The sequence below is a fragment of the Streptomyces sp. CWNU-52B genome, from assembly GCF_047444975.1.
Taxonomy (GTDB): domain Bacteria; phylum Actinomycetota; class Actinomycetes; order Streptomycetales; family Streptomycetaceae; genus Streptomyces.
Genome location: NZ_JBLFJV010000019.1, coordinates 404,760 through 427,161 on the forward strand (window position 1 = coordinate 404,760; position 22,402 = coordinate 427,161).

The 22,402-nt window shown below is 71.2% G+C and carries 19 protein-coding genes; 14 read left to right on the forward strand and 5 right to left on the reverse strand.

Annotated features, from left to right (window positions below; all coding sequences use genetic code 11):
* The first annotated feature begins 89 nt into the window (after positions 1 to 89).
* From ACLVWQ_RS19635 to ACLVWQ_RS19690, 12 genes are all read left to right on the forward strand, one after another.
* Positions 90 to 1,424: a DUF6716 putative glycosyltransferase gene (locus tag ACLVWQ_RS19635; protein WP_414110190.1), complete on the forward strand. Its 1,335-nt coding sequence runs from the start codon at positions 90 to 92 to the stop codon at positions 1,422 to 1,424.
* Positions 1,425 to 1,575: 151 nt separating this feature from the next.
* Entirely contained in the window at positions 1,576 to 2,889 is a 1,314-nt protein-coding gene (locus tag ACLVWQ_RS19640) for a cytidylyltransferase domain-containing protein (RefSeq protein ID WP_414110191.1), read from the forward strand.
* Between the two features lie 14 nt (positions 2,890 to 2,903).
* Entirely contained in the window at positions 2,904 to 3,842 is a 939-nt protein-coding gene (locus ACLVWQ_RS19645; protein WP_414110192.1) for an N-acetylneuraminate synthase family protein, read from the forward strand.
* Between the two features lie 50 nt (positions 3,843 to 3,892).
* A complete protein-coding gene (locus tag ACLVWQ_RS19650; RefSeq protein WP_414110193.1) occupies positions 3,893 to 5,125 on the forward strand; it encodes a hypothetical protein in 1,233 nt (410 codons plus the stop codon).
* Between the two features lie 312 nt (positions 5,126 to 5,437).
* On the forward strand, positions 5,438 to 6,658 hold the full coding sequence (locus tag ACLVWQ_RS19655; RefSeq protein WP_414110402.1) for an amidohydrolase: 1,221 nt from the start codon (positions 5,438 to 5,440) through the stop codon (positions 6,656 to 6,658).
* A gap of 269 nt (positions 6,659 to 6,927) precedes the next feature.
* Complete coding sequence (locus ACLVWQ_RS19660) at positions 6,928 to 8,013, forward strand: BMP family lipoprotein (protein ID WP_414110194.1); 1,086 nt, start codon at positions 6,928 to 6,930, stop codon at positions 8,011 to 8,013.
* An 813-nt stretch (positions 8,014 to 8,826) separates the two neighbouring features.
* A complete protein-coding gene (locus ACLVWQ_RS19665) occupies positions 8,827 to 9,879 on the forward strand; it encodes a BMP family lipoprotein (protein WP_414110195.1) in 1,053 nt (350 codons plus the stop codon).
* Positions 9,880 to 10,113: 234 nt separating this feature from the next.
* Positions 10,114 to 11,859, forward strand: a complete 1,746-nt coding sequence (locus tag ACLVWQ_RS19670; RefSeq protein WP_414110404.1) for an ABC transporter ATP-binding protein — start codon at positions 10,114 to 10,116, stop codon at positions 11,857 to 11,859.
* Complete coding sequence (locus tag ACLVWQ_RS19675) at positions 11,856 to 12,980, forward strand: ABC transporter permease (protein ID WP_414110197.1); 1,125 nt, start codon at positions 11,856 to 11,858, stop codon at positions 12,978 to 12,980. The genes ACLVWQ_RS19670 and ACLVWQ_RS19675 overlap by 4 nt, the downstream gene beginning before the upstream one ends.
* Positions 12,977 to 14,239 carry an ABC transporter permease gene (locus tag ACLVWQ_RS19680; protein WP_414110198.1) on the forward strand — a complete coding sequence of 421 codons (1,263 nt, stop codon included), beginning with the start codon at positions 12,977 to 12,979 and terminating at the stop codon, positions 14,237 to 14,239. Before ACLVWQ_RS19675 ends, ACLVWQ_RS19680 begins: the two co-directional genes overlap by 4 nt.
* Positions 14,236 to 14,652, forward strand: coding sequence for a cytidine deaminase (locus ACLVWQ_RS19685; protein ID WP_414110199.1), 417 nt, complete (start codon positions 14,236 to 14,238; stop codon positions 14,650 to 14,652). The genes ACLVWQ_RS19680 and ACLVWQ_RS19685 overlap by 4 nt, the downstream gene beginning before the upstream one ends.
* A gap of 71 nt (positions 14,653 to 14,723) precedes the next feature.
* Positions 14,724 to 16,001 (forward strand): thymidine phosphorylase, encoded by a 1,278-nt coding sequence (locus ACLVWQ_RS19690; protein WP_414110405.1) that lies wholly within the window; start codon positions 14,724 to 14,726, stop codon positions 15,999 to 16,001.
* Positions 16,002 to 16,164: 163 nt separating this feature from the next.
* Here the strand turns inward: ACLVWQ_RS19690 and ACLVWQ_RS19695 are convergent, their stop codons facing one another.
* Together ACLVWQ_RS19695 and ACLVWQ_RS19700 are read right to left on the reverse strand one after the other, a co-directional pair.
* Positions 16,165 to 17,085, reverse strand: coding sequence for an AEC family transporter (locus ACLVWQ_RS19695; protein ID WP_414110200.1), 921 nt, complete (start codon positions 17,083 to 17,085; stop codon positions 16,165 to 16,167).
* 175 nt (positions 17,086 to 17,260) lie between these two features.
* Complete coding sequence (locus tag ACLVWQ_RS19700) at positions 17,261 to 17,746, reverse strand: MarR family winged helix-turn-helix transcriptional regulator (protein WP_414110202.1); 486 nt, start codon at positions 17,744 to 17,746, stop codon at positions 17,261 to 17,263.
* 109 nt (positions 17,747 to 17,855) lie between these two features.
* On the opposite strand from ACLVWQ_RS19700, the gene ACLVWQ_RS19705 reads away from it, so the two are divergent.
* Positions 17,856 to 18,242, forward strand: a complete 387-nt coding sequence (locus tag ACLVWQ_RS19705) for an STAS domain-containing protein (RefSeq protein WP_414110203.1) — start codon at positions 17,856 to 17,858, stop codon at positions 18,240 to 18,242.
* On the opposite strand, the gene ACLVWQ_RS19710 is transcribed toward ACLVWQ_RS19705, so the two are convergent.
* Both ACLVWQ_RS19710 and ACLVWQ_RS19715 read right to left on the reverse strand, forming a co-directional pair.
* Positions 18,135 to 19,142: a sigma-70 family RNA polymerase sigma factor gene (locus tag ACLVWQ_RS19710; protein ID WP_414110204.1), complete on the reverse strand. Its 1,008-nt coding sequence runs from the start codon at positions 19,140 to 19,142 to the stop codon at positions 18,135 to 18,137. The genes ACLVWQ_RS19705 and ACLVWQ_RS19710 overlap by 108 nt on opposite strands.
* Before the next feature lie 203 nt (positions 19,143 to 19,345).
* Positions 19,346 to 20,656: an MFS transporter gene (locus ACLVWQ_RS19715; RefSeq protein WP_414110206.1), complete on the reverse strand. Its 1,311-nt coding sequence runs from the start codon at positions 20,654 to 20,656 to the stop codon at positions 19,346 to 19,348.
* A 62-nt stretch (positions 20,657 to 20,718) separates the two neighbouring features.
* On the opposite strand from ACLVWQ_RS19715, the gene ACLVWQ_RS19720 reads away from it, so the two are divergent.
* On the forward strand, positions 20,719 to 21,681 hold the full coding sequence (locus ACLVWQ_RS19720; protein WP_414110208.1) for a LysR substrate-binding domain-containing protein: 963 nt from the start codon (positions 20,719 to 20,721) through the stop codon (positions 21,679 to 21,681).
* An 11-nt stretch (positions 21,682 to 21,692) separates the two neighbouring features.
* On the opposite strand, the gene ACLVWQ_RS19725 is transcribed toward ACLVWQ_RS19720, so the two are convergent.
* Complete coding sequence (locus ACLVWQ_RS19725) at positions 21,693 to 22,376, reverse strand: NADPH-dependent F420 reductase (protein WP_414110209.1); 684 nt, start codon at positions 22,374 to 22,376, stop codon at positions 21,693 to 21,695.
* Between the last annotated feature and the right edge of the window lie 26 nt (positions 22,377 to 22,402).

Genomic DNA, 22,402 nt, shown 5'->3' on the forward strand with positions numbered 1-22,402 from the left:
GCCCGGGTCGCCATTCGTCGGTGTGCTGTTAACCCTTTGTTGTATTTGGGTTGGGCCAGTGATCGGAATGGCTTCCTAGCGTCTTCGGTGTGCCAGCAAGTACCACGAAGTCCCTGCGAGTGGCCGTCCTCGCCGATTCCGACACCCGGTGGAAATGGGGCGCGCTCACCGCGAACCGTATCGCACCGGCCGATTCGGACATCAGGCTCGACGGCTACCTCCTGCGGGGTCGTGCGACCCCCACCGCCCGCCAGCTCGAAGAGGTCGGCGTCCGCGCCGACTCCCTCAAGGAGGTCACCTCCGCCGAGTTCCTGCGGGAGATGGCCAGCGAGGAGGCCGCGTACGACGTCGTCGTGCTCTCCCTCGTCGGCGGCGGCGTCCAGGCGATGCTCCACGGGCTCTCCCACCAGTGGCGGGAGCGCGCCGCGACGAGCGGCGCCAAGCGGCCCGTGGTCGTCACCGGCTATGTCGGCGTCGTCTACGAGAAGCTCGCCGACGGGCTGCTGCTGCGGCACGGCGCGGACCTCGTCCTCGCCAACTCCCGCCAGGACGCGGACCGTTTCACCGCCGTGTACGAGGGAGTGGGCGCCGACGCCTCCGCGGTGACCGAGGTCGCGCTGCCGTTCCTCGGCGGCGACACGTACGAGAAGCACGACCCGTACACGGTCGTCTTCGCCGCGCAGCCCTCCGTACCGGAGAGCCGCAAGGACCGTACGTACCTGCTCAACCGGCTGGTCCAGCACGCCAGGCTGCACCCCGACCGCGAGGTCCTGCTGAAGCTGCGGTCCAGGCCGGGCGAGCACACCACCCACATCGAGGAGCAGCCCTACCAGCGCCTCGCGGAGCGGATCCCGGGCGGCCTGCCCGCCAACCTCCGCCTCGTGTACGGGCACATGGGCGAGGTCCTCGACCGTACGGACCTGCTGGTCACCGTCAGCTCCACGGCGGCCCTGGAGTCCCTGCACCGCCGGATCCCCACCGTCGTCCTCACCGACCTCGGGGTGCGCGAGTCGCTCGGCAACCACCACTTCGTCGGCTCCGGCTGCCTCGCCTCCTGGGACCAGCTGGACGACGGGCACGTCCCGACGCCCGACGCGCGCTGGGTCGCCCGGCAGGGTGTGGCCGCCGACGGCTCGTACGAGACGGCCTTCGACGCGGCCCGCGAGCGCATCGCCGCACTGCTCGGCGGCGGCGAACTCCCCGCCCTCGCCCCCTACTACACGCCCGTCACCGCGCCCGGCTACCTGCCCGGTGTGCTCGCCCGCCACCACCTCGCCCCGGACGGCAGCCCGCTGCCCGGCGCGCCCGACGCCGACCGGGAGCCGGGGCCCGTGCGGCAGATCGTGCGGCGGGCCGCGCGGGGTGCCTACCGGCACGGGGTGCAGCGGGTGGCGCCGGTCATCCGGCGGATGGGGGAGCTGTGAGCCCCGCCACGCCGGAGGACCGGGGCCCTGCCGCCGTCCTGAACCTGCGGGCCCGTGGTGGCCGGTCGCGCCCACTCGGCGCGGCCGTCATCGGCACGGCCCCGCGCCCCTTCGGGCGCGCCACGCGATCGTCGACCAAGGAGTACAGCCAATGACCAACTCGGAAGCGGGACCGGTGGCGGCGGGGCGGGTGAAACCGGTGCGGCGGGTGCTCGCCGTGATCCCCGCGCGGGGCGGCTCCAAGGGTGTCCCCGCCAAGAACCTGCTGCCCGTCGGCGGCGTACCGCTGGTCGCCCGTGCCGTGCGCGAGTGCCGCGCAGCCCGCCTGGTGACGGACGTCGTGGTCTCCACCGACGACCAGGCGATCGCCACCGCCGCCCGCGAGGCCGGCGCCGAGGTCGTGCTGCGGCCCGCCGCCATCGCCGGCGACACCGCCACCTCCGAGGCGGCCGTGCTGCACGCCATGGACGCCCACGAGGCACTGCACGGCTCCGCCGTCGACGCCGTACTCCTCGTGCAGTGCACCAGCCCCTTCATCGTCCGCGAGGACATCGACGGGGTGGCGGGCGCGGTCGTGGAGAACGGCGCCGACACCGCGCTGACCGTGGCGGCCTTCCACGGCTTCATCTGGCGGGACGCCGACGACGATCCCGCCGTGGTCGACACCGGGAGCACCCGCTCCGTCGCGGGCGGCACCACCGTCGCCGACCCCGCGGTCACGGACGGCGGTTACGGCGTCAACCACGACAAGTCCTTCCGCCCCCGCCGCCAGGACCGGCCCCAGGACCTCCTGGAGACCGGCGCCGCCTACGCCATGGACGCGGCGGGCCTGCGCGAGCACAAGCACCGCTTCTTCGGCCGGACCGAACTCGTCCGCACCGACCCCGCGCGGGTCCTGGAGATCGACGACCCGCACGACCTCGCCCGCGCCCGCGCCCTCGCGCCGCTCTTCGACGCGAACCGGCCCGGCGCCCTCCCGACCGCCGACGACATCGACGCGGTCGTCCTCGACTTCGACGGCACCCAGACCGACGACAGGGTGCTGATCGACTCCGACGGACGGGAGTTCGTCTCCGTGCACCGCGGGGACGGACTCGGCATCGCGGCCCTCCGCAAGAGCGGCCTCACGATGCTGATCCTGTCCACGGAGCAGAACCCGGTCGTCGCCGCCCGCGCACGGAAGCTCAAGATCCCCGTGCTGCACGGCATCGACCGGAAAGATCTCGCACTGAAGCAGTGGTGCGAGGAACAGGGCATCGCGCCCGAGCGCGTGCTCTACGTCGGCAACGACGTCAACGACCTCCCGTGCTTCGCCCTCGTCGGCTGGCCCGTGGCGGTCGCGAGCGCCCACGACGTCGTGCGCGGCGCCGCACGCGCGGTCACCACCGTCCCCGGCGGCGACGGCGCGATCCGAGAGATCGCCAGCTGGATCCTCGGCCCCTCTCTCGACTCCCTCGACAGTTAAGGAACTCCCTCACCATGAGCACCAACTCCCGTCTGCGCACCTTCGGTTCGAAGACCGCAGGACCCGGCCACCCCGTCTATGTCGTCGGCGAGATCGGCATCAACCACAACGGTGACCTGGAGAACGCCTTCAAGCTCATCGACGCCGCCGCCGAAGCCGGCTGCGACGCCGTGAAGTTCCAGAAGCGCACCCCGGAGATCTGCACCCCGCGCGACCAGTGGGACATCGAGCGCGACACCCCCTGGGGCCGGATGACCTACATCGACTACCGCCACCGCGTGGAGTTCGGCGAGGACGAGTACCGCCAGATCGACGAGTACTCCAAGTCGAAGAACATCGCCTGGTTCGCCTCCCCGTGGGACACCGAGGCCGTCGCCTTCCTGGAGAAGTTCGACGTCCCGGCCCACAAGGTCGCCTCCGCCTCCCTGACCGACGACGAGCTGCTCCGCTCGCTGCGCGCCACCGGCCGCACGGTCATCCTCTCCACCGGCATGTCGACGCCGAAGCAGATCCGCCACGCGGTCGAGGTCCTCGGCAGCGACAACATCCTGATGTGCCACGCCACGTCGACCTACCCGGCGCAGGCGGAGGAGCTCAACCTCCGCGTCATCAACACCCTCCAGTCCGAGTACCCGAACGTCCCGATCGGCTACTCCGGCCACGAGACCGGCCTGCAGACCACGCTCGCCGCGGTCGCCCTCGGAGCCACCTTCGTCGAGCGCCACATCACCCTGGACCGCGCGATGTGGGGCTCCGACCAGGCCGCCTCGGTCGAGCCCCAGGGCCTGACCCGGCTGGTCCGCGACATCCGCACCATCGAGGCCTCCCTCGGTGACGGCGTCAAGAAGGTCTACGAGTCCGAGCTGGGCCCGATGAAGAAGCTGCGCCGTGTCTCGGGCGTCGTCGCCGAGGCCGAGATCGCCGCCGCCGCAGGCGAGCCGGTCGCGGTCTGAGCCACTCCCACCCCTTCCGAATAATCCAGGGAAGCGACGGTCGTACGTCGATGAGTCCCCACGCCGGGTCCACCGGCCCCCAGTCACCCGCCACCCTGGCTTTCGTCGAAAGCCCGGTGCAGCTCCTGAACGTCCTGGAGTGGGCGCACGCGCACGCCCTCAGGGCAGCCGCCCTGAGGACCACGGGAGAGACCTCCGGACCCCCGGGTCCGGAGCTGGGGGCCGGCAGGCCCGGCGGAACGGGCCGGTTCGGCCGCTCCGGCAAGCCCGGCGGTTCGGGCAGGCCCGGCAGATCGGTGGACGCCAGACCCGGCGACGCCGGCACCGGACTCACCCTCGTCGTCCTGTCGCCCACCGACCCGATGACCCGGGGACAGCTCAGGCGCATGGCCGAGCTGGCCCGGGACGAGGGGTACGAAGTGCGGTGGGAGGAGGCGAGGGGCGGCGCGAGCGCGCCCTTCCACACGGTCGGCGGACTCGCCCCGCTGCTGCGGCGCGCACAGCGCATCGTGATGGGCGACCCCTTCTCGCGGTACGTGCAACTGCTGCTGACCATCACCCGCGCCCGCGACCTGGTCGTCGTGGACGACGGGACCGCGACCATGGAGTTCGTCTCCCAGCTCGCACGCGGTGAACGGCTGGTGCGCTGGCACCGGCGCGGCGGCCGCCCAGGGCCCCGGGACCTGGTCTTCGCACCGGTCTCGGCGCGGGCCCGCCGCCGGCTCACCCCCGGCGCCGGACGGCGCGTGGAGGTCTTCTCCTCCATGCCGATCACCGAGACGCCCGAGGGCGTCGACATCACGGCCAACGACTTCGCCTGGACCCGCGCGCGGTTCGGGCCGCCCCGCATCACCAAGGGCGCCGACCTGGTCGGCACGTCCCTGGTGGAGACGGGCGTCGTGGACCCCGACCGCTACCTCGAAGCCGTGCAGTCACTGGCCGGCACCTACGGCGCCACCCGCTACTTCGCCCACCGCAGGGAGAGCCCCGAGAAGCTGCACCGCCTCGCCGTCGAGACCGGCCTGGAGATCGTCCGCCCGGACCTCCCCCTGGAGCTGATCGCCCGGCGCGGCCCCATCGGCCGGACGATCCTGAGCTTCCCCTCGACGGTCGTGCACACCCTGCCGCTCGCCCTGGCCGGCACGGACGTCAAGGTCGCCGTCCTCGACATCGACCCGGCCTGGCTCACGGACGGTGCCTCTCCCCGAGCCCAGGGCTTCCTGTCGGGCGTCACCGGCACGGCCCGCGACGTCCACCGCCTGCCGGCGGTCACGGCCACCTGAATCACCCTGTCCGGCCGGTGAACGCAACCGTTCGACGGCCCGAATGCGTGGTATGCGTAGAGAGCCTGTTCCCGGGACCCGGGAACAGGCTGCGTCGCTCGGAGGTTGTCCCGGAGAGGGAAGACCGCATCCAGGTCCCTCCGGGCCCGGCTCACGACCCAGCACCCTGGAGAAGCCGGGCGAGTGTACCCAAGCCAGTCAATTCCTAAGCGCCACGCGGACAGGTTTTCTGCCTCAATCGGGTTGAAGTTTTGTTGATCGTAGGTCAGTTGGCCGTCGCGTCGCCCTACCCTTCAGAGGGTGAACCAACTGATGTACCGAGAGCCCGAGGCCGACTCGCCCGGGGAAGCACTGCTTCCCGGCACGCTGCCCGAGGCGCTGCGCGCCGAACTTGTCGCGTTCCGACGTGATCTGCACATGCACCCGGAGCTGGGCAACCAGGAGTTCCGCACCACCGCCGCGATCAAGGAGCGGCTGGAGCGGGCAGGCCTGCGGCCCCGCGTTCTCGACACGGGCACCGGGCTCGTCTGCGACATCGGCGTACCGGACCCGGCGTTCCCGATGCTCGCCCTGCGCGCCGACATCGACGGCCTGCCCATCCCGGACACGAAGGACGAGTGCGCGTACCGCTCGACCGTGCCCGACCGGGCCCACGCCTGCGGGCACGACGTGCACACCACCGTCGTCCTCGGGGCCGGACTCGTCCTCGCGGACCTCCACGCGAAGGGCCTCCTCGACCGGGCCGTACGCCTGATCTTCCAGCCCGCGGAGGAAGTGCTTCCAGGAGGCGCCCCCGACGTCATCAAGAGCGGCGGCCTGGACGGCGTCGGACGCATCGTCGGCGTCCATTGCGACCCCAAGGTCGACGCGGGGCGCATCGGCCTGCGCTACGGGCCCATCACCTCCGCCTGCGACCGGGTCGAGGTCTCCCTCGACGGACCCGGCGGGCACACCGCGCGGCCCCACCTCACCACCGACCTCGTCACCGCCGCCGCGCGGGTCGCCGTCGACGTGCCGGCCGTCGTCGCCCGGCGGGTCGACGCGCGCTCCGGGCTCTCCCTGACCTGGGGACGCATCGAGTCGGGCCACGCCTGCAACGTGATCCCCCAGCACGCCGAACTCTCCGGGACCGTGCGCTGCCTGGACCTCGCCGCCTGGCGCGCCGCGCCCGACCTGGTGCACGCCGCCATCGACGAGGTCGCCACGCTCCACCGGGCCAAGTCCGTGATCGACTACGTGCGCGGGGTGCCCCCGGTCGTCAACGACCCGGACGTGACCGATCTGCTGCGCGCCGCGATGACCGCCCGGCTCGGGGCCCACTCCGTGGAGGACACCGAGCAGAGCCTGGGCGGCGAGGACTTCTCCTGGTACCTGGAGCAGGTGCCCGGCGCCATGGCCCGCCTCGGTGTGCGGACGCCGGGCGAGCGCACGGTGCGGGACCTCCACCAGGGGAACTTCGACGCGGACGAGGCGGCCATCACGGTGGGCGTGGAGCTGTTCACGGCGGCGGCGCTGCTCGACACGCGGGACTGACGCCGGGACCTGACACCGGGACTGACGCCGGGGCCGACGAGGCTGACGCGGCCGACGTGAGGAGGGGGCGAAAGGGTGCCCCGGTAGGCACCCTTTCGCCCCCTTGTGTCACTCGTACGTAACCGGCGGCGGACGTTCGTAACCAGCCGTCGGCACGAATCGATAACGGCAGCGATGAACCCCGTTCCCCTCCTCTTCTACGCGCGTTACTGTGCGCCGCAGTCAGCGTCGGCAACGGCGCCGTTGGGGAACGTAAGGGGTGCTCTCTCATGCGCGGGATTTCTCGGAGAACTAGGCTTTCCCAAGCCGCTGTCGCCGTCGCGGTCGTCGTCCTCACGGCTGCCGGCTGCGGCGAGACCAGCGACGAGTCGTCGGGCAGCGACTCCGGCTCCGACTCGGGATCCGGGTCCGGCTACCAGGGCAAGGGCATCGGGCTCGCCTACGACATCGGGGGCCGGGGCGACCAGTCCTTCAACGACGCCGCCTTCACCGGGTTCGAGAAGGCCCGGAAGGAATTCAAGATCGGCGGCAACGACATCGAGCCGAGCGACGGCGAGTCGGACGCCGACAAGGTGCAGCGGCTGACGCAGATGGCCAAGGCCGGTTACAACCCCATCATCGGGGTCGGCTACATCTACGCCCCGGCGGTCAAGGAGGTCGCGGCCAAGTACCCCGACATCACCTTCGCCGTCATCGACGACGCCCAGGTGAAGGCCAAGAACGTCGCCGACATGGTGTTCGCCGAGGAGCAGGCCTCCTACCTGGCCGGTGTGGCGGCGGCCAAGACCAGCAAGAAGGACCACGTCGGGTTCATCGGCGGTGTGGACATCCCGCTGATCCACAAGTTCGAGGCGGGGTTCGTGCAGGGGGTCGCGTCGGTCGACCCGAAGATCAAGATCGAGAAGCGGTACCTGACGGAGAAGCCCGAGGACGGCGGGTTCGCCAACCCGAGCATGGGCAAGGAGGCGGCCAGCGGGCAGATCGAGGCCGGTGCGGATGTGATCTACCACGCGGCCGGTCTGTCGGGCCAGGGCGTCATCCAGGAGGCCGCGGCCGACAAGGTCTGGGCGATCGGTGTGGACTCGGACCAGTACAAGCAGAAGGCCCTGGCCGCGTCCAAGGAGTGGATCCTCGGCTCCGCGCTCAAGGATGTCGGCGGTGCGGTCTACGAGGTGACCAAGTCGGTGGTCGACGGCAAGCCGCTGTCCGGTGAGCACCGGGGTGACCTGAAGAGCGGCGGGGTGGGCTTCTCCGACGCGAACCCGAAGTACCGGGCGATGACGGAGGTCGCCGAGGCGGTCGACAAGGCGAAGGAAGACATAGTCACCGGCAAGGTAACGGTAAAGACGGCCTAGCCCTGCGGGGCTTGGGCCGTTGTTTGTCTGCGGGCCCGGTGGGGGCTGGGCGCGCGGTGCCCTGCGGGGCTTGGGCCGTTGTTTGTCTGCGGGTGCGTCGTGGCTGGTCGCGCAGTTCCCCGCGCCCCTAGGTGGGTGGGGGTGGAGGCTGGTGGTCGGGTGCGGGTGGGGGGCGTGTCGGGACGTGCGTCCGCAGCCGGAAACGCGTCGGGCCGGCCACGTTCGTGGAGGTGGGTGGGAGTCGTCGTACGCTGCGGCCACACATCCCGCCACACCCCTACACCAGGCAACCGACCCCAACCCCCACTCGTCAAGGGGCGCGGGGAACTGCGCGCTCAGCCACAACGCACCCGTACCCATCATCGAACCTCACCCCCCACCCACCCAGGGGCGCGGGGAACTGCGCGCTCAACCACAACGCACCCGCACCCGACAGCGCCGCTGAACCCCCGCCTACCCAGGGGCGCGGGGAACTGCGCGACCAACCCCCACCGGGCCGCACCCAAAAACCTGCCCAAGCCCCGCAGGGGCGCGCGGGGAACTGCGCGACCAGCCCCCACCGGGCCGCACCAACAAACCCGCCCAAGCCCCGCAGGGGGGCGCGGGGAACGGCGCGACCAGCCCCCACCGGGTCGCACCCAAGAACCCGCCCAAGCCCCGCAGGGGCAGACACCGTTCCGTAGGCTGTACGCCATCTGTGGCCACAGCTCGATAACGGACCGGACAGAAGGGGTTTTCCGTCCGGTCTACGCGCGTTACGCTGCGGCGGAACCTGCGCCTGGTATGGGCGCTTGCACTAAGGAGTCACGTTCCATGCGCCGGGTGTCCCGAATCGCTGTTGCGGGCGTTGCGACCGCTACCCTCACTGCCGCCCTCGCCGCCTGCGGCGGCACGTCCACCGACGCCGCGGACAGCGGTGGGGACGGAAAGAGCAAGGGCATCGCCCTCGCGTACGACGTCGGCGGCAAGGGCGACCAGTCCTTCAACGACGCCGCGACCGCCGGCATGGAGAAGGCCGCCGGTGAGTTCAAGTACGGCTCCAAGGCCGTCGAGCCCACCGACGGCGAGTCGGACGCCGACAAGGTGCAGCGCCTGGAGACGCTGGCCAAGTCCGGCTACAACCCGGTGATCGGCGTCGGCTACGCCTACGCCACGGCCGTCGGCGAGGCCGCCGCGAAGTTCCCGAAGACGACCTTCGGCATCGTCGACGACGAGACGATCGACAAGAAGAACGTCGCGGACATGGTCTTCCACGAGGAAGAGGCCTCCTACCTCGCGGGCGTCACCGCGGCCCTGACCACCAAGTCCAAGACCGTCGGCTTCATCGGCGGCGTGGACAACCCGCTGATCCACAAGTTCGAGGCGGGCTACAAGCAGGGCGTCGCGGCCACGAACCCGAAGGTCAAGGTCGTCTCGCGGTACCTGACCGAGAAGGCCGAGGACGGTGGCTTCGCCAGCCCCGACAAGGGCAAGACCGCCGCCGAGGGCCAGGTCGAGGACGGCGCCGACGTGGTCTACCACGCCGCGGGCCTGTCCGGCCAGGGTGTCATCGAGGCCGCCGCCGCCGCGAAGGTCTGGGCGATCGGCGTCGACTCCGACCAGTACAGCCAGGACGCCCTCAAGGCGTACAAGCAGTACATCCTGACCTCGGCCACCAAGGACGTCGCGGGCGCGGTCTACAACCTCGCGAAGTCGGTCCAGGACGGCAAGCCCGCGACCGGTGTCGTGCGTGCCTCCCTCAAGTCCGGCGGCGTCGGCCTGGCGGACTCGAACCCGGAGTTCAAGGGCAACGCGAAGCTCCAGGAGGCCCTGAAGAAGGCCACCGACGGCATCAACGACGGCACGATCAAGGTCAAGACCTCGTAGTAGGCCCTCGTAGGCATGGTCAACCGGGCGCTGTAATGGCAGCGTTACGGTCGCGAAAACGGGGTGTGGGAAGGATGTTCTTCTCGCGCCCCGTTCGCGCGGCGGATGATCCAGGGATGTCCAGTAGGCCACGGTAGATGTGGACATGCCTGGAACGCTCGACTCCGCAGAAGTAGTCGAAGTAGGGGCGCTACGCGCGTAGACAGGCCCCCTTTTCCAAGAGGAGAGTGCGCCATCGACGCGTCCAGCAGCCCTCCGGGCCCCCCGCACGCCGCGCCGCCGACCGGGCCTGCCGGGTCCACCGAGTCGCCCGGGACGACCGTGTCGGTCGAACTGACGGGGATCACCAAGCGGTTCCCCGGTGTCGTCGCCAACCACGACATCCACCTGTCCGTCCGCAAGGGCACCGTGCACGCCCTCGTCGGCGAGAACGGCGCGGGCAAGTCGACCCTGATGAAGATCCTCTACGGCATGCAGAAGCCGGACGAGGGCACCATCGCGGTCGACGGCGACCAGGTCGCCTTCGCCAGCCCCGCCGACGCCATCGCGCGCGGCATCGGCATGGTCCACCAGCACTTCATGCTGGCCGACTACCTCACCGTCCTGGAGAACGTCGTCCTGGGCAGCGAGAAGCTGTACGGCATCGGCGCCGCGGCCCGTCAGAAGATCAGGGAGATCTCCGAGCGGTACGGCCTCGGGGTGCGCCCGGACGCCCTCGTCGAGGACCTCGGCGTCGCCGACCGCCAGCGTGTGGAGATCCTCAAGGTCCTCTACCGCGGCGCCCGCATCCTGATCCTGGACGAGCCCACCGCCGTCCTCGTGCCGCAGGAGGTCGACGCGCTCTTCGACAACCTCCGCGAGCTCAAGGCCGAGGGCCTGTCCGTCATCTTCATCTCCCACAAGCTGGGCGAGGTCCTCTCCGTCGCCGACGAGATCACCGTCATCCGGCGCGGTACGACGGTCGGCACGGCCGTGCCCGCCGAGACCACCTCGCGCCAGCTCGCCGAGATGATGGTCGGCAGCGAACTGCCCACCCCGGAGACCGCCGAGTCGACGGTCACCGACAAGCCGGTGATCGAGGTCGAGCACCTCACCGTCTACGCGAGCGGCGGCGCCTCCCTCGGCGAGGCGGGGGCGGCCGGCGGGACCGCGGCGGCCGGATCCGCGACCGCCGGCCCGCTCGCGGACGCCGCGGGCGGCGACGCCAAGCGCGTCCTGGACGACGTCACCTTCACCATCCACGCCGGCGAGGTCATGGGCATCGCGGGCGTCGAGGGCAACGGCCAGACCGAACTGGTCGACGCGCTGATCGGCCTCAAGAACGCCGACTCGGGTGCCCTCCGCTTCATCGGCGAGGAGATGACCTCCTGGCCCACCCGCAAGCGCCGCGAGCAGGGCGTCGGCTACATCCCCGAGGACCGCCACCGCCACGGTCTGCTCCTGGAAGCCCCGCTGTGGGAGAACCGCATCCTGGGCCACGTCACCGAGAAGCCCAACACCAAGGGCTTCTGGCTGGACATAAAGGGAGCGCAGGCCGACACCCGCCGCATCGTCGAGGAGTACGACGTCCGGACGCCCGGCATCGACGTCACGGCGGCCTCCCTGTCCGGCGGCAACCAGCAGAAGCTGATCGTCGGCCGCGAGATGAGCCACAAGCCGCGCTTCCTGATCGCCGCCCACCCCACCCGCGGGGTGGACGTCGGCGCGCAGGCTGCGATCTGGGACCAGATCCGAGAGGCCCGTCGCGAGGGCCTGGCCGTGCTGCTGATCTCCGCCGACCTGGACGAACTGATCGGCCTCTCCGACACCCTGCGGGTGATCTACGACGGCAGGCTCGTCGCGGACGCCGACCCGGCGACCATCACTCCCGAGGAGCTGGGCTCGGCGATGACCGGCGCCGCCTCCGGCCACCTGGAGCACGTGGCGCACGAACAGCAGGCAAGCCAGGCAGAGGCAGCCCCGGAGGACGAGGCCCGATGAAGAAGTTCGACAAGGAGCGAGTGCTCCTCGCGGTGGCCGGACCGGTCATCGCGCTCGTGGCGGCCGTGGTGCTGACGTCGTTCGTGCTGCTCGCCTCGGGCAAGAGCCCGATCGAGCCGTACACGCTGATGTTCGAGCAGGCCGGGTTCGCCGACGTCCAGGTCCTGATCATCAACCAGGCCGGGGTCTACTACCTCGCCGCCCTCGCGGTGGCCGTCGGCTTCCGCATGAACCTCTTCAACATCGGCGTCGACGGCCAGTACCGCCTCGCCGCCATGATGACCGCGGTCGTCGGCGCGCACGTGTCGCTGCCCGCCGCCCTGCAGATCCCGTTCCTGATGCTGATCGCCGTCCTCACCGGTGCCTTCTGGGCCGGCATCGCGGGTGTCCTCAAGGTGACCCGCGGGGTGAGCGAGGTCGTCGCGACGATCATGCTCAACGCCATCGCCACCAGCCTCATCGGCTACCTCACCCTCACCGAGGTCTGGGGCAAGCCGCTCGGCAACAACCAGACCACCGGCGTGATGAAGGAGTCCGGCTGGTTCCCCGGCTTCGACATGGGTGACGCGGGCGAGATCTACGGCTTCACGCTGATCGCGGTGCTCGCGGGCGTCCTGTACTGGCTGGTCCTCAACCGCACCCGCTTCGGCTTCGACCTGCGCGCCACCGGCGCCTCCGAGTCCGCGGCGGCCGCCTCCGGCGTGGACGCCAAGCGCATGGTCCTCACCGCGATGCTGATCTCCGGCGGCATGGCGGGCCTCGCGGGCCTGCCCATCCTCCTCGGCGACGTCCACACCTACAGCCTGTCCTTCCCGACGGGCCTCGGCTTCACCGGCATCACCATCGCGCTGCTCGGCCGCAACAACCCGGTCGGCATCGCCTTCGCCGCCCTGCTCATCGCGTTCCTCGACAAGGCCTCGCCCGCTCTCGACTACGCGACCCCGGTGGCGTACGACAAGGAGATCGCGGTGATCATGCAGGGCCTCATCGTGATCGCGGTCGTCGTCTCCTACGAGGCCGTACGTGTCTGGGGCCTGCGCCGCCAGCAGCGGCGCGTCGGAGCGGAACTGGCCGCTGCCGCCGCCCACCACAACGCCAAGAAGGAGGTGGCTGCCCGATGAGCACCTCTACCGTCGCCAAGCCGCAGGCGCCGAAGCCCGCCCGGGGCCGCCGCCGTATCTCGCTCCCGGTCCTGCTCCTGCTCATCGCGGGGCTGCTCGTCCTGGTCTCCGTGGTCCGGCTCGTCACCGACGCGGACGGCATCACCTCGACCGGCCAGATGTCCACCGCCCTGCGCCTGGCCGTGCCGATCGGCCTCGCCGGTCTCGGCGGTCTGTGGGCCGAGCGCGCGGGCGTCGTCAACATCGGCCTCGAAGGCATGATGGTCCTCGGCACCTGGTTCGGCGCCTGGGCCGGTTTCCAGTGGGGCCCCTGGACCGGCATCGCGTTCGGCATCATCGGCGGCGCGCTCGGCGGCCTGCTGCACGCGGTCGTCACCGTCACCTTCAACGTCAACCACATCGTCTCCGGTGTGGCCATCAACATCCTGGCCCTCGGCGTCACCCGCTATCTGTCGACCTTCGCCTTCGAGGGCGAGGAGGGCGGTACGTCGAAGCAGTCGCCGCCCGTCGACTCGCTGGGCACCTTCGACATCCCGGGTCTCTCGGACTGGCTGCAGACCCTCAACGGCAAACACTGGTTCCTGGTCTCCGACCTCGCGGGCCTGGTCGGCGGACTCTTCACCGACCTGTCGCCGCTCACCGTGATCGCCGTCGCGCTCGTCCCCCTCACCTGGTGGGTGCTGTGGCGCACCTCCTTCGGGCTGCGGCTGCGCTCCTGCGGCGAGAACCCGGTGGCCGCGGAGTCGCTCGGCGTCAACGTCTACAAGTACAAGTACCTGGCCGTGATCATCTCCGGCGGCTTCGCCGGACTCGGCGGCGCCTTCCTCTCGCTGGTCGCCTCCAACATCTATCTGGAGGGCCAGACCGGCGGCCGCGGCTACATCGGTCTCGCCGCGATGATCTTCGGCAACTGGATGCCGGGCGGACTCGCCCTGGGCGCGGGCCTGTTCGGCTACACCGACAGCCTCAAGCTGCGCGGCGGCGGCACCAACGTGCACGCGCTGCTGCTGCTCCTGGCGCTGCTGCTGATCATCGGCGCGGCCTACCTGGTGTGGCGGAAGCGGTACGTGCCCGCGGCGATCACCGCGGTCGTCGGCGTGCTGGTGTTCCTCTGGTACACCACCACCAACGAGGTCCCCAACCAGGTCGTCACCGCGACCCCGTACGTGGTCACGCTGCTCGTCCTCGCGCTCTCCGCGCAGCGCCTGCGGATGCCGAAGGCGGACGGCATGCCCTACCGACGAGGGCAAGGAAAGTGACGCCGGCCGGCCGGGCCGAGGCCGGGGCCGTCGACTGGGAGGTCCTGCGGGAGGCGGCCCGCGCGGCCATGTCCCGCGCGTACGCCCCGTACTCGGGCTACCCGGTCGGTGTCGCGGCCCTGGTCGACGACGGCCGGGTGATCTCCGGGTGCAACGTGGAGAACGCCTCGTACGGGATCGGTCTGTGCGCCGAGTGCGGCCTGGTCTCGCAGCTCCAGAACACCGGGGGCGGCCGGCTCACGCACTTCACGTGCGTGGACGGCCACGGCGAGATCCTGGTCCCGTGCGGCCGCTGCCGCCAGCTGCTGTACGAGTTCGGCGGGCCCGATCTCGTCCTGGAGACCCCCGCCGGGCTCCTTCCGCTCTCCGAGATGCTGCCGCAGGCCTTCGGGCCGGAGCACCTCACCAGGTAAATCACGGGCGGCCCCCTGGGGACTCCGGGGGGCCGCTGCACTACTGAAGGGAAGCCATGACCTCGTTGTCGATGGACGCCATCTCCGTCATCCGCGCCAAGCGGGACCGCGGCGAGCTCAGCGACGAGCAGATCGACTGGGTCATCGACGCCTACACGCGCGGTGAGGTCGCCGACTACCAGATGGCCGCCCTCAACATGGCGATCCTGCTGAACGGCATGAACCGCCGGGAGATCTCCCGCTGGACGGCCGCGATGATCGACTCCGGCGAGCGCATGGACTTCTCGTCGCTGTCCCGCCCGACGGCCGACAAGCACTCGACGGGCGGCGTCGGCGACAAGATCACGCTCCCGCTGGCTCCGCTCGTGGCGGCCTGCGGCGCGGCGGTCCCGCAGCTCTCGGGCCGGGGCCTGGGGCACACCGGCGGCACCCTGGACAAGCTGGAGTCGGTCAAGGGCTGGCGCGCGGCCCTGTCGAACGAGGAGATGCTCGCCGTGCTGGACTCGGTCGGCGCGGTGATCTGCGCGGCGGGCGACGGCCTGGCTCCGGCGGACAAGAAGCTGTACGCGCTGCGGGACGTGACCGGCACGGTCGAGGCGATCCCGCTGATCGCCTCCTCCATCATGTCGAAGAAGATCGCGGAGGGCACGGGCTCGCTCGTCCTGGATGTGAAGGTCGGCTCCGGCGCCTTCATGAAGACGCTGGAGGACGCCCGCGAACTGGCCGCCACGATGGTCGGGCTCGGCACGGACCACGGCGTACGCACGGTCGCGCTCCTCACCGACATGGCGACCCCGCTGGGCCTGACGGCGGGCAACGCCCTGGAGGTCCGCGAGTCGGTCGAGGTCCTGGCGGGCGGCGGTCCGGCCGACGTCGTGGAACTGACCCTGGCGCTGGCCCGCGAGATGCTGGACGCGGCGGGCGTGAAGGACGCCGACCCGGCGAAGGCGCTGGCCGACGGCTCCGCGATGGACGTCTGGCGCCGCATGATCGCCGCACAGGGCGGCGACCCGGACGCGCCGCTGCCCGTCTCCCGCGAGCAGCACGTGGTCAAGGCCCCCGCCACCGGGGTACTGACCCGCCTGGACGCGTACGACATCGGCGTCGCCGCCTGGCGTCTGGGCGCGGGCCGCGCGCGCAAGGAGGACCCGGTGCAGGCCGCCGCGGGCATCGAACTCCACGCCAAGCCGGGCGACACGGTGACCGAGGGCCAGCCGCTCCTCACCCTCCACACGGACACCCCGGAACGCTTCGAGTACGCGCTGCGGGCGGTCGAGGGCGCGTACGACGTGGCGGCCCCCGGCACCCCCTTCACGGCGACCCCGGTGGTGCTGGAACGCATCGCCTGACCTGCGGTTTACCCATTCGGGTGAACGGGACCGGTGAACGCCCGCCGGTCCCGTTCGGCATGTTGGATCACCTCATGAACGCGTTCCTCGGGGACTGTCCGTTGCCGAAGCCGGTCGACCTCGACCCGGACACCAGCGAGTTTCCCGTCGGCTGACCCGGCCATCACCCCAGCAGCGCCGCGATCACCACCAGCACCGGCACCGCCAGCATCGTCGACAGCAGGATCGACTCGCGGGCCAGTACCTCGCCGACGCGGTAGCGGGAGGCGTACGTGAAGAGGTTCTGCGCGGCCGGCAGGGCCGAGGTGACGACCACGTCGAGCAGGGGCTCGCCCCGCAGACCGAAGACGCCCGCCGCCAGGGCCCAGGCCGCCAGGGGCTGGCCCACCGACTTCAGGGCGACCGAGAGCAGCACCGGGGTCCGGTCGGCGCCGCGGCCCGGCATCGTGCTCCCGCACAGGGAGATGCCGAAGGCCAGGAGGACCGCAGGCACCGACATGTTGCCGATCAGGGTCAGCGGGTCCATGACGGGGCCGGGGACGCTCAGACCGGTCGCCGAGACGGCCACCCCGGACAGTGAGCCGATCCCGATGGGGTTGCGGACCGGGGAGGTCACCCGCCGCCACAGGGACGGCTTCTCACCGGGGCCCGACAGGTCGAGGATCGTCAGGGCGACCGGGGTCATCACGAGTTGCTGGAAGAGGAGGACCGGGGCCACGAGCGAGGCGTCGCCCAGTACGTACACGGCGATCGGGATACCGAGGTTGCCTGCGTTGACGTAGCTGGAGCACAGCGCGCCGATCGTCGTACGGCCCACACCCCAGCGGCGTACGGCACCGACCGCGACGAAGACCCCCGCCACCGCGAGCGTGCTGACCGCCGTCACCAGCAGCCGGCTCGACAGGATCACCGACAGGTCGGCCCGCGCGAGCGTGGTGAACAGCAGCGCGGGTGTGGCGACATGGAACGCGAGCTTGGTCAGTACCTCCCGGCCGTTGTCGCCGAGAAAACCCCGCCGCCCGATCAGATAGCCGACGCCGATGACGACGGCGATGACCGCGAAGCCGCTCAGCACCCCTTGCACGGCACCTCCCGGAGCCCCCGGGGAAGCCCGGCGGGGGAGCGGCGCCGGTCCGGTGTCGGTCGAGCGAGGGGTACTGATTCATGGGGCATACACCCAACCCTCCGGGGTCGGACATGCCCAGGTCAATGTGACCTTGTGCGACGGCCGGCACCCCGGCGCCACGGGGCGTGACCTGCTACTCGTCCGCGGGCGCCTGGCGGCCGTGGTCCCTGACCGACCGCTCGATCGCGTACGCGGACGCGGTGAACGCCTCGATCTGCTGCGCCGTCAGATCGCGTACGGAGATCTCCTCCAGCGTGCGCCACATGTCGGCGATGGGCGCGCGCAGGGCGCGGCCCGCGTCGGTCAGATGGACGACCATGACGCGCCGGTCGTGTGCGGCGGGTTCCCTCGTGAGGAGCCCGGCCTCCTGCATGCGGCGCAGCGACTTGGAGACGGTGGAGTGGTCGAGGCCGGCGCTCTCCAGCAGTTCGGACTGGGTCTGGCCGTCGCGGTCGAAGAGCTGCATCAGCAGCAGTTCCTGTCCCGGGTGCAGCCTCATGGCGCGGAGCATCGTGGCGGCGTGGCCGCGGTGGGCGCGGGCGAGCTGGAAGATGGCGTAACTGAGGTGCCCGTCGCGCGCGGCGCTCGGGGGCCTCGACGTGGCCTCGGCCTCGGTCATTCGCTGCTCCTGTGCGGGATGCTTGTATGTGGCTAGCCACATGAAACGTAGCATCCGTTCACGCCGTCGGCCAGGTACCGGGGTCCGGCCCGGCTCGCCGCAGGGTGCGATGAGTTCCGTGCCGCCGTCCGGTCTACCGCACGTGGACGCCATGACACCCGCCGTACTCGTACTGCCCGGCCCCGTCGCCCGAGACGAGGTGCCGAGGCTGTGCGAGGACGTGCGCGCACGGCTGCGACGCAGCGGCGCCGGAGTCGTCGTCTGCGATGTCGCCGGCCTCGGACCACCGGGGCTGACGACCGTCGACGTACTGGCCCGCCTCGAACTCGCCGCCCGTCGCGCCGGGGGCCGGATCAGACTGCGCGACCCGGACCCCGCACTGCGCGCGCTACTCGCCCTGGTCGGCCTCCGCTTCGAGGTGGAGGGGCAGCCCGAACAGCGGGAACCACCGCTCCGTGTCGAGGAAGCAGTGGAACCCGGTGATCCGGCCCTCTGAGATCTCCAGGACCTGCACGGCCCACGCCGTACGGCCGCCCGTCTCCGGGTCGGGCTTGTACTGGGCGAAGCCCGGCAGGCCGTTCACCGCGACCGGGACCAGGTGGGAGTCGGCGCAGGCCGCGCCGAGCGTCGCCATGAAGCCCGTGATGTCCGCGGGGCCGGTCAGCCACAGGTCGAACGGCGGCATCGTCATGATGGCGTCCTCGTGCAGGAGCGCCGTCAACGCCGCCATGTCGTACCCCTCGAAGGCGGCCACGTAGCGCTCCAGGAGCTTCTGCTGCTCCTCGTCGAGCGGATCCGAGGTGACCGCCCGGGAGGCCACGCTCTCGCTCTCCGAGAGCGTGGCGCGGGCCCGCTGGAGCGCGCTGTTCACCGACGCGACCGTGGTGCCGAGCAGCTCGGCGACCTCGCTCGCCTTCCACGCCAGGACCTCGCGCAGGATGAGCACGGCCCGCTGCTTGGGCGGCAGTTGCTGCAGCGCTGCCATGAAGGCCAGGCGCACCGACTCCTTGGCCACGGCGGCCTCCGCCGGGTCGGTGACGGTCGGCAGCACGCGCGCGTCCGGCATCGGCTCCAGCCACGTGTGGTCCGGGCGCGGGGTCAGGGCCGCCTGCGCGAGCGGTGTGGAGTCCGTCAGGTCCATGGGGCGGGCCCGCTTGTTGCCCGCGGTCAGCATGTCCAGGCAGACGTTCGTCGCGATGCGGTACAGCCACGAACGCATCGAGGAGCGGCCCTCGAACTTGTCGTAGCTGCGCCAGGCCCGCACCAGCGTGTCCTGGACCGCGTCCTCGGCCTCGAAGGACGAGCCGAGCATCCGGTAGCAGTACCCCGTCAGCTCGACCCGGTGCTTCTCCAGCCGGACGTCCAGGTCGTCCACCGTCGCCGTACCGTCGCTCATAGCCAACCCACCCCTGTGCGGCCTTGTCCGTCGCGCCCGCGCCGCCCCATTGCGGCGCCGGCACTTCGGAAGCTACCGCAGCCCACTGACAATGGCCCCCCGAGCTGGAAAACGTGCAGGTCAGGACAGTTGCTGTCCTGACCTGCACGCGCATGTTCGCCGGTTGGCCCCGGGCGGACCGCGATTGGCCCCCGGGAGGTGTGTCAGTGCGGCACGGCCACCGGCCGCCGCTGCGCGCGGGCCGCGTGCGACCCGAGCAGGGTGATCGCCCCGACGCCGAACACCGCCAGCAGGCCCAGGGCCACCGTCCCGGCCCAGCCGCCGGAGTGGTAGGCGACCGCGCCGAGCGTGCCGCCCGCGCTGGACCCCAGGTAGTAGAAGGACTGGTACAGCGCCGAGGCCTGTGCGCGGCCCTCCTTCGCCGTGTGGCTGACCGAGGAGGACGCCACCGCGTGCCCGGTGAAGAAGCCCGCAGTGATCAATACGAGACCGAGCAGTACGAGGGGCAGGGCGTCCGCGAGCGACAGCAGCAGCCCCGCGGCCGTCGTACCGCCTCCCAGGTACAGCGCGCCGCGCCGCCCGAGCCGGTCCACCAGCTTCCCGGCCGTCGACGCCGTGACCGTACCGACCAGGTAGACGAGGAAGATCGAGCCGATGAGACCCTGGGGGAGCGAGAAGGGGGCCTCGGAGAGGCGGTAGCCGATCACCGTGTAGACGGCGCCGAACACCGTCATGAACAGCGCGCCGATCGCGTACAGCCTGCGCAGCAGCGGGTTGGCGAGGTGGCCGCGGACGGTGCGGACCAGCACCGCGGGGCGCAGCGAACCGGTCCTGAAGTGCCGGGGCGCCGGGATCAGCAGCCGGAAGGCCACCGCGCAGCCCACCGCGATCAGGCCGATCACTCCGACGGCCACCCGCCAGCCCCACTCCTGCGCGATCCAGCCGGAGACGACACGGCCGCTCATCCCGCCGATGCTGTTGCCCGCGACGAACAGGCCGATGGCGGCGATCAGCATCTTCGGCCGTACCTCCTCCGCCAGGTAGGCCGTCGCCGAGGCCGGCACACCGGCCAGTGCCGCGCCCTGGACCGCCCGCAGCGCGATCAGCCAGCCGACCGACGGGGCGAAGGGCACGAGGAGTCCGACGACCACGGCGACGGCCAGGGACGCCGTCATCAACGTACGCCGCCCGAACCGCTCGGAGAGCGCGCTCAGCGGCAGGACGAACAGGGCCAGCGCGCCGGTCGCCGCCGACACCGTCCAACTCGCCGTGCCGGCCGTGACCCCGAAGTCGGCGGAGATCAGGGGGAGCAGGGCCTGCGTGGAGTAGAGGAGCGCGAAGGTCGCGACACCGGCGAGGAAGAGCGCGAAGCTCATCCGCCGGTAGCCGGGCCCGCCCGGGGTCAGCCGGGAGTCGACGGGCACGGTGGGGACGTCGGGGCGGGTGGGGACGTCGGGAGTGGCGGCGGAGGGGGCGACCACGGTGGTGGACGCCCCGGTACTGGCGGAAGGCATGCCTCGAACCTAAAGACCTCCCTTTCATCCGTCCAATGCATGGAATTGCCATAATCGTTCCCGTGACGCATCAGCAGAGGTCAGAGAGTCGCCTGTCACCGTCCGGTGACACGGAAGACATCGTGGGCATGTCGAGATTGCTGGCCCCGCGGCTGGCGTACTTCGCCGGGGTCGCCCGCACCGAGCATGTGACGCGGGCCGCGCAGGAGATGCAGGTCCCGCAGTCGACGCTGTCCCGGGCGATGGTCCGCCTCGAACAGGACCTGGGCGTGGACCTCTTCGCCCGCCGGGGCCGCACGGTCTCGCTGACCGCGGCAGGCCGTACGTTCCTCGGCTCGGTCGAACGGGCCCTCGCCGAGATCGAGCGGGCCGCCGACGAGGTACGGGCGGACGCCGACCCGACGACCGGCAAGGTCGCGTTCGGCTTCCTGCACACCATGGGCTCCGAGACGGTGCCCGCCCTGATCCGGGCCTTCCGCGTGGACCACCCCAGGGTCCGCTTCAGTCTCGTCCAGAACTACGGCGAGGCGATGATCGAGCGCCTGCGCTCCGGCGAACTCGACCTCTGCCTCACCTCACCCGTCCCGGACGCCCCCGACCTGGTGGCCCGCCGCCTGGACGAACAGAAACTCCGCCTGGTGGTCCCGGCCGACCACCGCCTGGCGTCCCGCCGCCGCATCCGGCTGGCCGAGGCGGCGGACGAAACGTTCGTCACCCTGGAACCCGGCTACGGCCTGCGCCGCATCACGGACGACCTGTGCCGGCAGGCGGGCTTCCGGCCCCGGGTGGCCTTCGAGGGCGAGGAGGCGGAGACGCTGCGGGGCCTGGTGGCGGCGGGCCTGGGAGTGGCCCTGCTGCCACCGCCGGCGGTGGCCCGCCCGGGAGTGGTGGAACTGACGGTCACGGCCCCGCGTGCGGCCCGGGAGATCGGAGTGGCCTGGCTGGACGGCCATCCGGACACCGCACCCGTGACGGCGTTCAAGAAGTTCCTCCTGTCCAAGAGGGGCAATCTGCTCCCGGAGTGAAGGTCACCGCGTCACCGCGTCGCGGCGGCCAGTGCGGCGCGGATGGCGTCCTCGCCGACCGGCAGGCCCTTCGCGTCCGAGAACGCCCCGTAGGGGGTCCCCCACACCGGTGTGCCCGTCGCCTGCCGCCAGCCGTCGGCCAGCGGTCCCGCGTCCACGACGCCGTACCCGATGGACTCGATGAACGCGGTCACCGCCGCCTTCGCCGCCGCTGCCTTCGCCGGCTCCGGGTCCCCGGCGATCGGCAGGTACGAGCGGTCGGCCGCCCCCGCCGGGCGGGTGAGCGAGCGCAGGTGCTCGTAGTAGATGTTGTTGAACGCCTTCACGACGACGGCGTCCGGGAGGTACCGCAGCAGCAGTTCGCTCGACGTGAGCGACCCGCCGTCGAGCTCGGGGACGTGTCCGTCACGCTCGGGGCCGTAGTTGCAGGTGTCGATGACCGTCTTCCCGGCCAGCGGCAGGGCGGACACGTCGGGGAACGCCTTGACGGGCACCGAGACCACGACGATGTCACCGGCCGCCGCGGCCTCCGCGCTCGTCGCCGCGGACGCCGGCGACCCCAGGTCCGCGACCGTGTCCGCGAGTGTTTCGGGCCCGCGCGAGTTGCTGAGCACGACCCGGTGCCCGGCCTCGACGGCGAGCCGCGCGATGGTGGTGCCGATGGATCCGCTTCCGATGAATGCCACAGTCGTCATGTTCTCGGCGCTCCTTCAGGAGATTG

What these genes read in the sequence shown, in the direction of transcription:
- ACLVWQ_RS19640 (WP_414110191.1), top strand. Translation starts at nt 1,576, where the DNA reads ATGACCAACTCGGAAGCGGGACCGGTGGCGGCGGGGCGGGTGAAACCG.
- ACLVWQ_RS19645 (WP_414110192.1), top strand. Translation starts at nt 2,904, where the DNA reads ATGAGCACCAACTCCCGTCTGCGCACCTTCGGTTCGAAGACCGCAGGA.
- ACLVWQ_RS19650 (WP_414110193.1), top strand. Translation starts at nt 3,893, where the DNA reads ATGAGTCCCCACGCCGGGTCCACCGGCCCCCAGTCACCCGCCACCCTG.
- ACLVWQ_RS19655 (WP_414110402.1), top strand. Translation starts at nt 5,438, where the DNA reads ATGTACCGAGAGCCCGAGGCCGACTCGCCCGGGGAAGCACTGCTTCCC.
- ACLVWQ_RS19660 (WP_414110194.1), top strand. Translation starts at nt 6,928, where the DNA reads ATGCGCGGGATTTCTCGGAGAACTAGGCTTTCCCAAGCCGCTGTCGCC.
- ACLVWQ_RS19665 (WP_414110195.1), top strand. Translation starts at nt 8,827, where the DNA reads ATGCGCCGGGTGTCCCGAATCGCTGTTGCGGGCGTTGCGACCGCTACC.
- ACLVWQ_RS19675 (WP_414110197.1), top strand. Translation starts at nt 11,856, where the DNA reads ATGAAGAAGTTCGACAAGGAGCGAGTGCTCCTCGCGGTGGCCGGACCG.
- ACLVWQ_RS19680 (WP_414110198.1), top strand. Translation starts at nt 12,977, where the DNA reads ATGAGCACCTCTACCGTCGCCAAGCCGCAGGCGCCGAAGCCCGCCCGG.
- ACLVWQ_RS19690 (WP_414110405.1), top strand. Translation starts at nt 14,724, where the DNA reads ATGGACGCCATCTCCGTCATCCGCGCCAAGCGGGACCGCGGCGAGCTC.
- ACLVWQ_RS19700 (WP_414110202.1), bottom strand. Translation starts at nt 17,746, where the DNA reads ATGACCGAGGCCGAGGCCACGTCGAGGCCCCCGAGCGCCGCGCGCGAC.
- ACLVWQ_RS19705 (WP_414110203.1), top strand. Translation starts at nt 17,856, where the DNA reads ATGAGTTCCGTGCCGCCGTCCGGTCTACCGCACGTGGACGCCATGACA.
- ACLVWQ_RS19710 (WP_414110204.1), bottom strand. Translation starts at nt 19,142, where the DNA reads ATGAGCGACGGTACGGCGACGGTGGACGACCTGGACGTCCGGCTGGAG.
- ACLVWQ_RS19715 (WP_414110206.1), bottom strand. Translation starts at nt 20,656, where the DNA reads ATGCCTTCCGCCAGTACCGGGGCGTCCACCACCGTGGTCGCCCCCTCC.
- ACLVWQ_RS19725 (WP_414110209.1), bottom strand. Translation starts at nt 22,376, where the DNA reads ATGACGACTGTGGCATTCATCGGAAGCGGATCCATCGGCACCACCATC.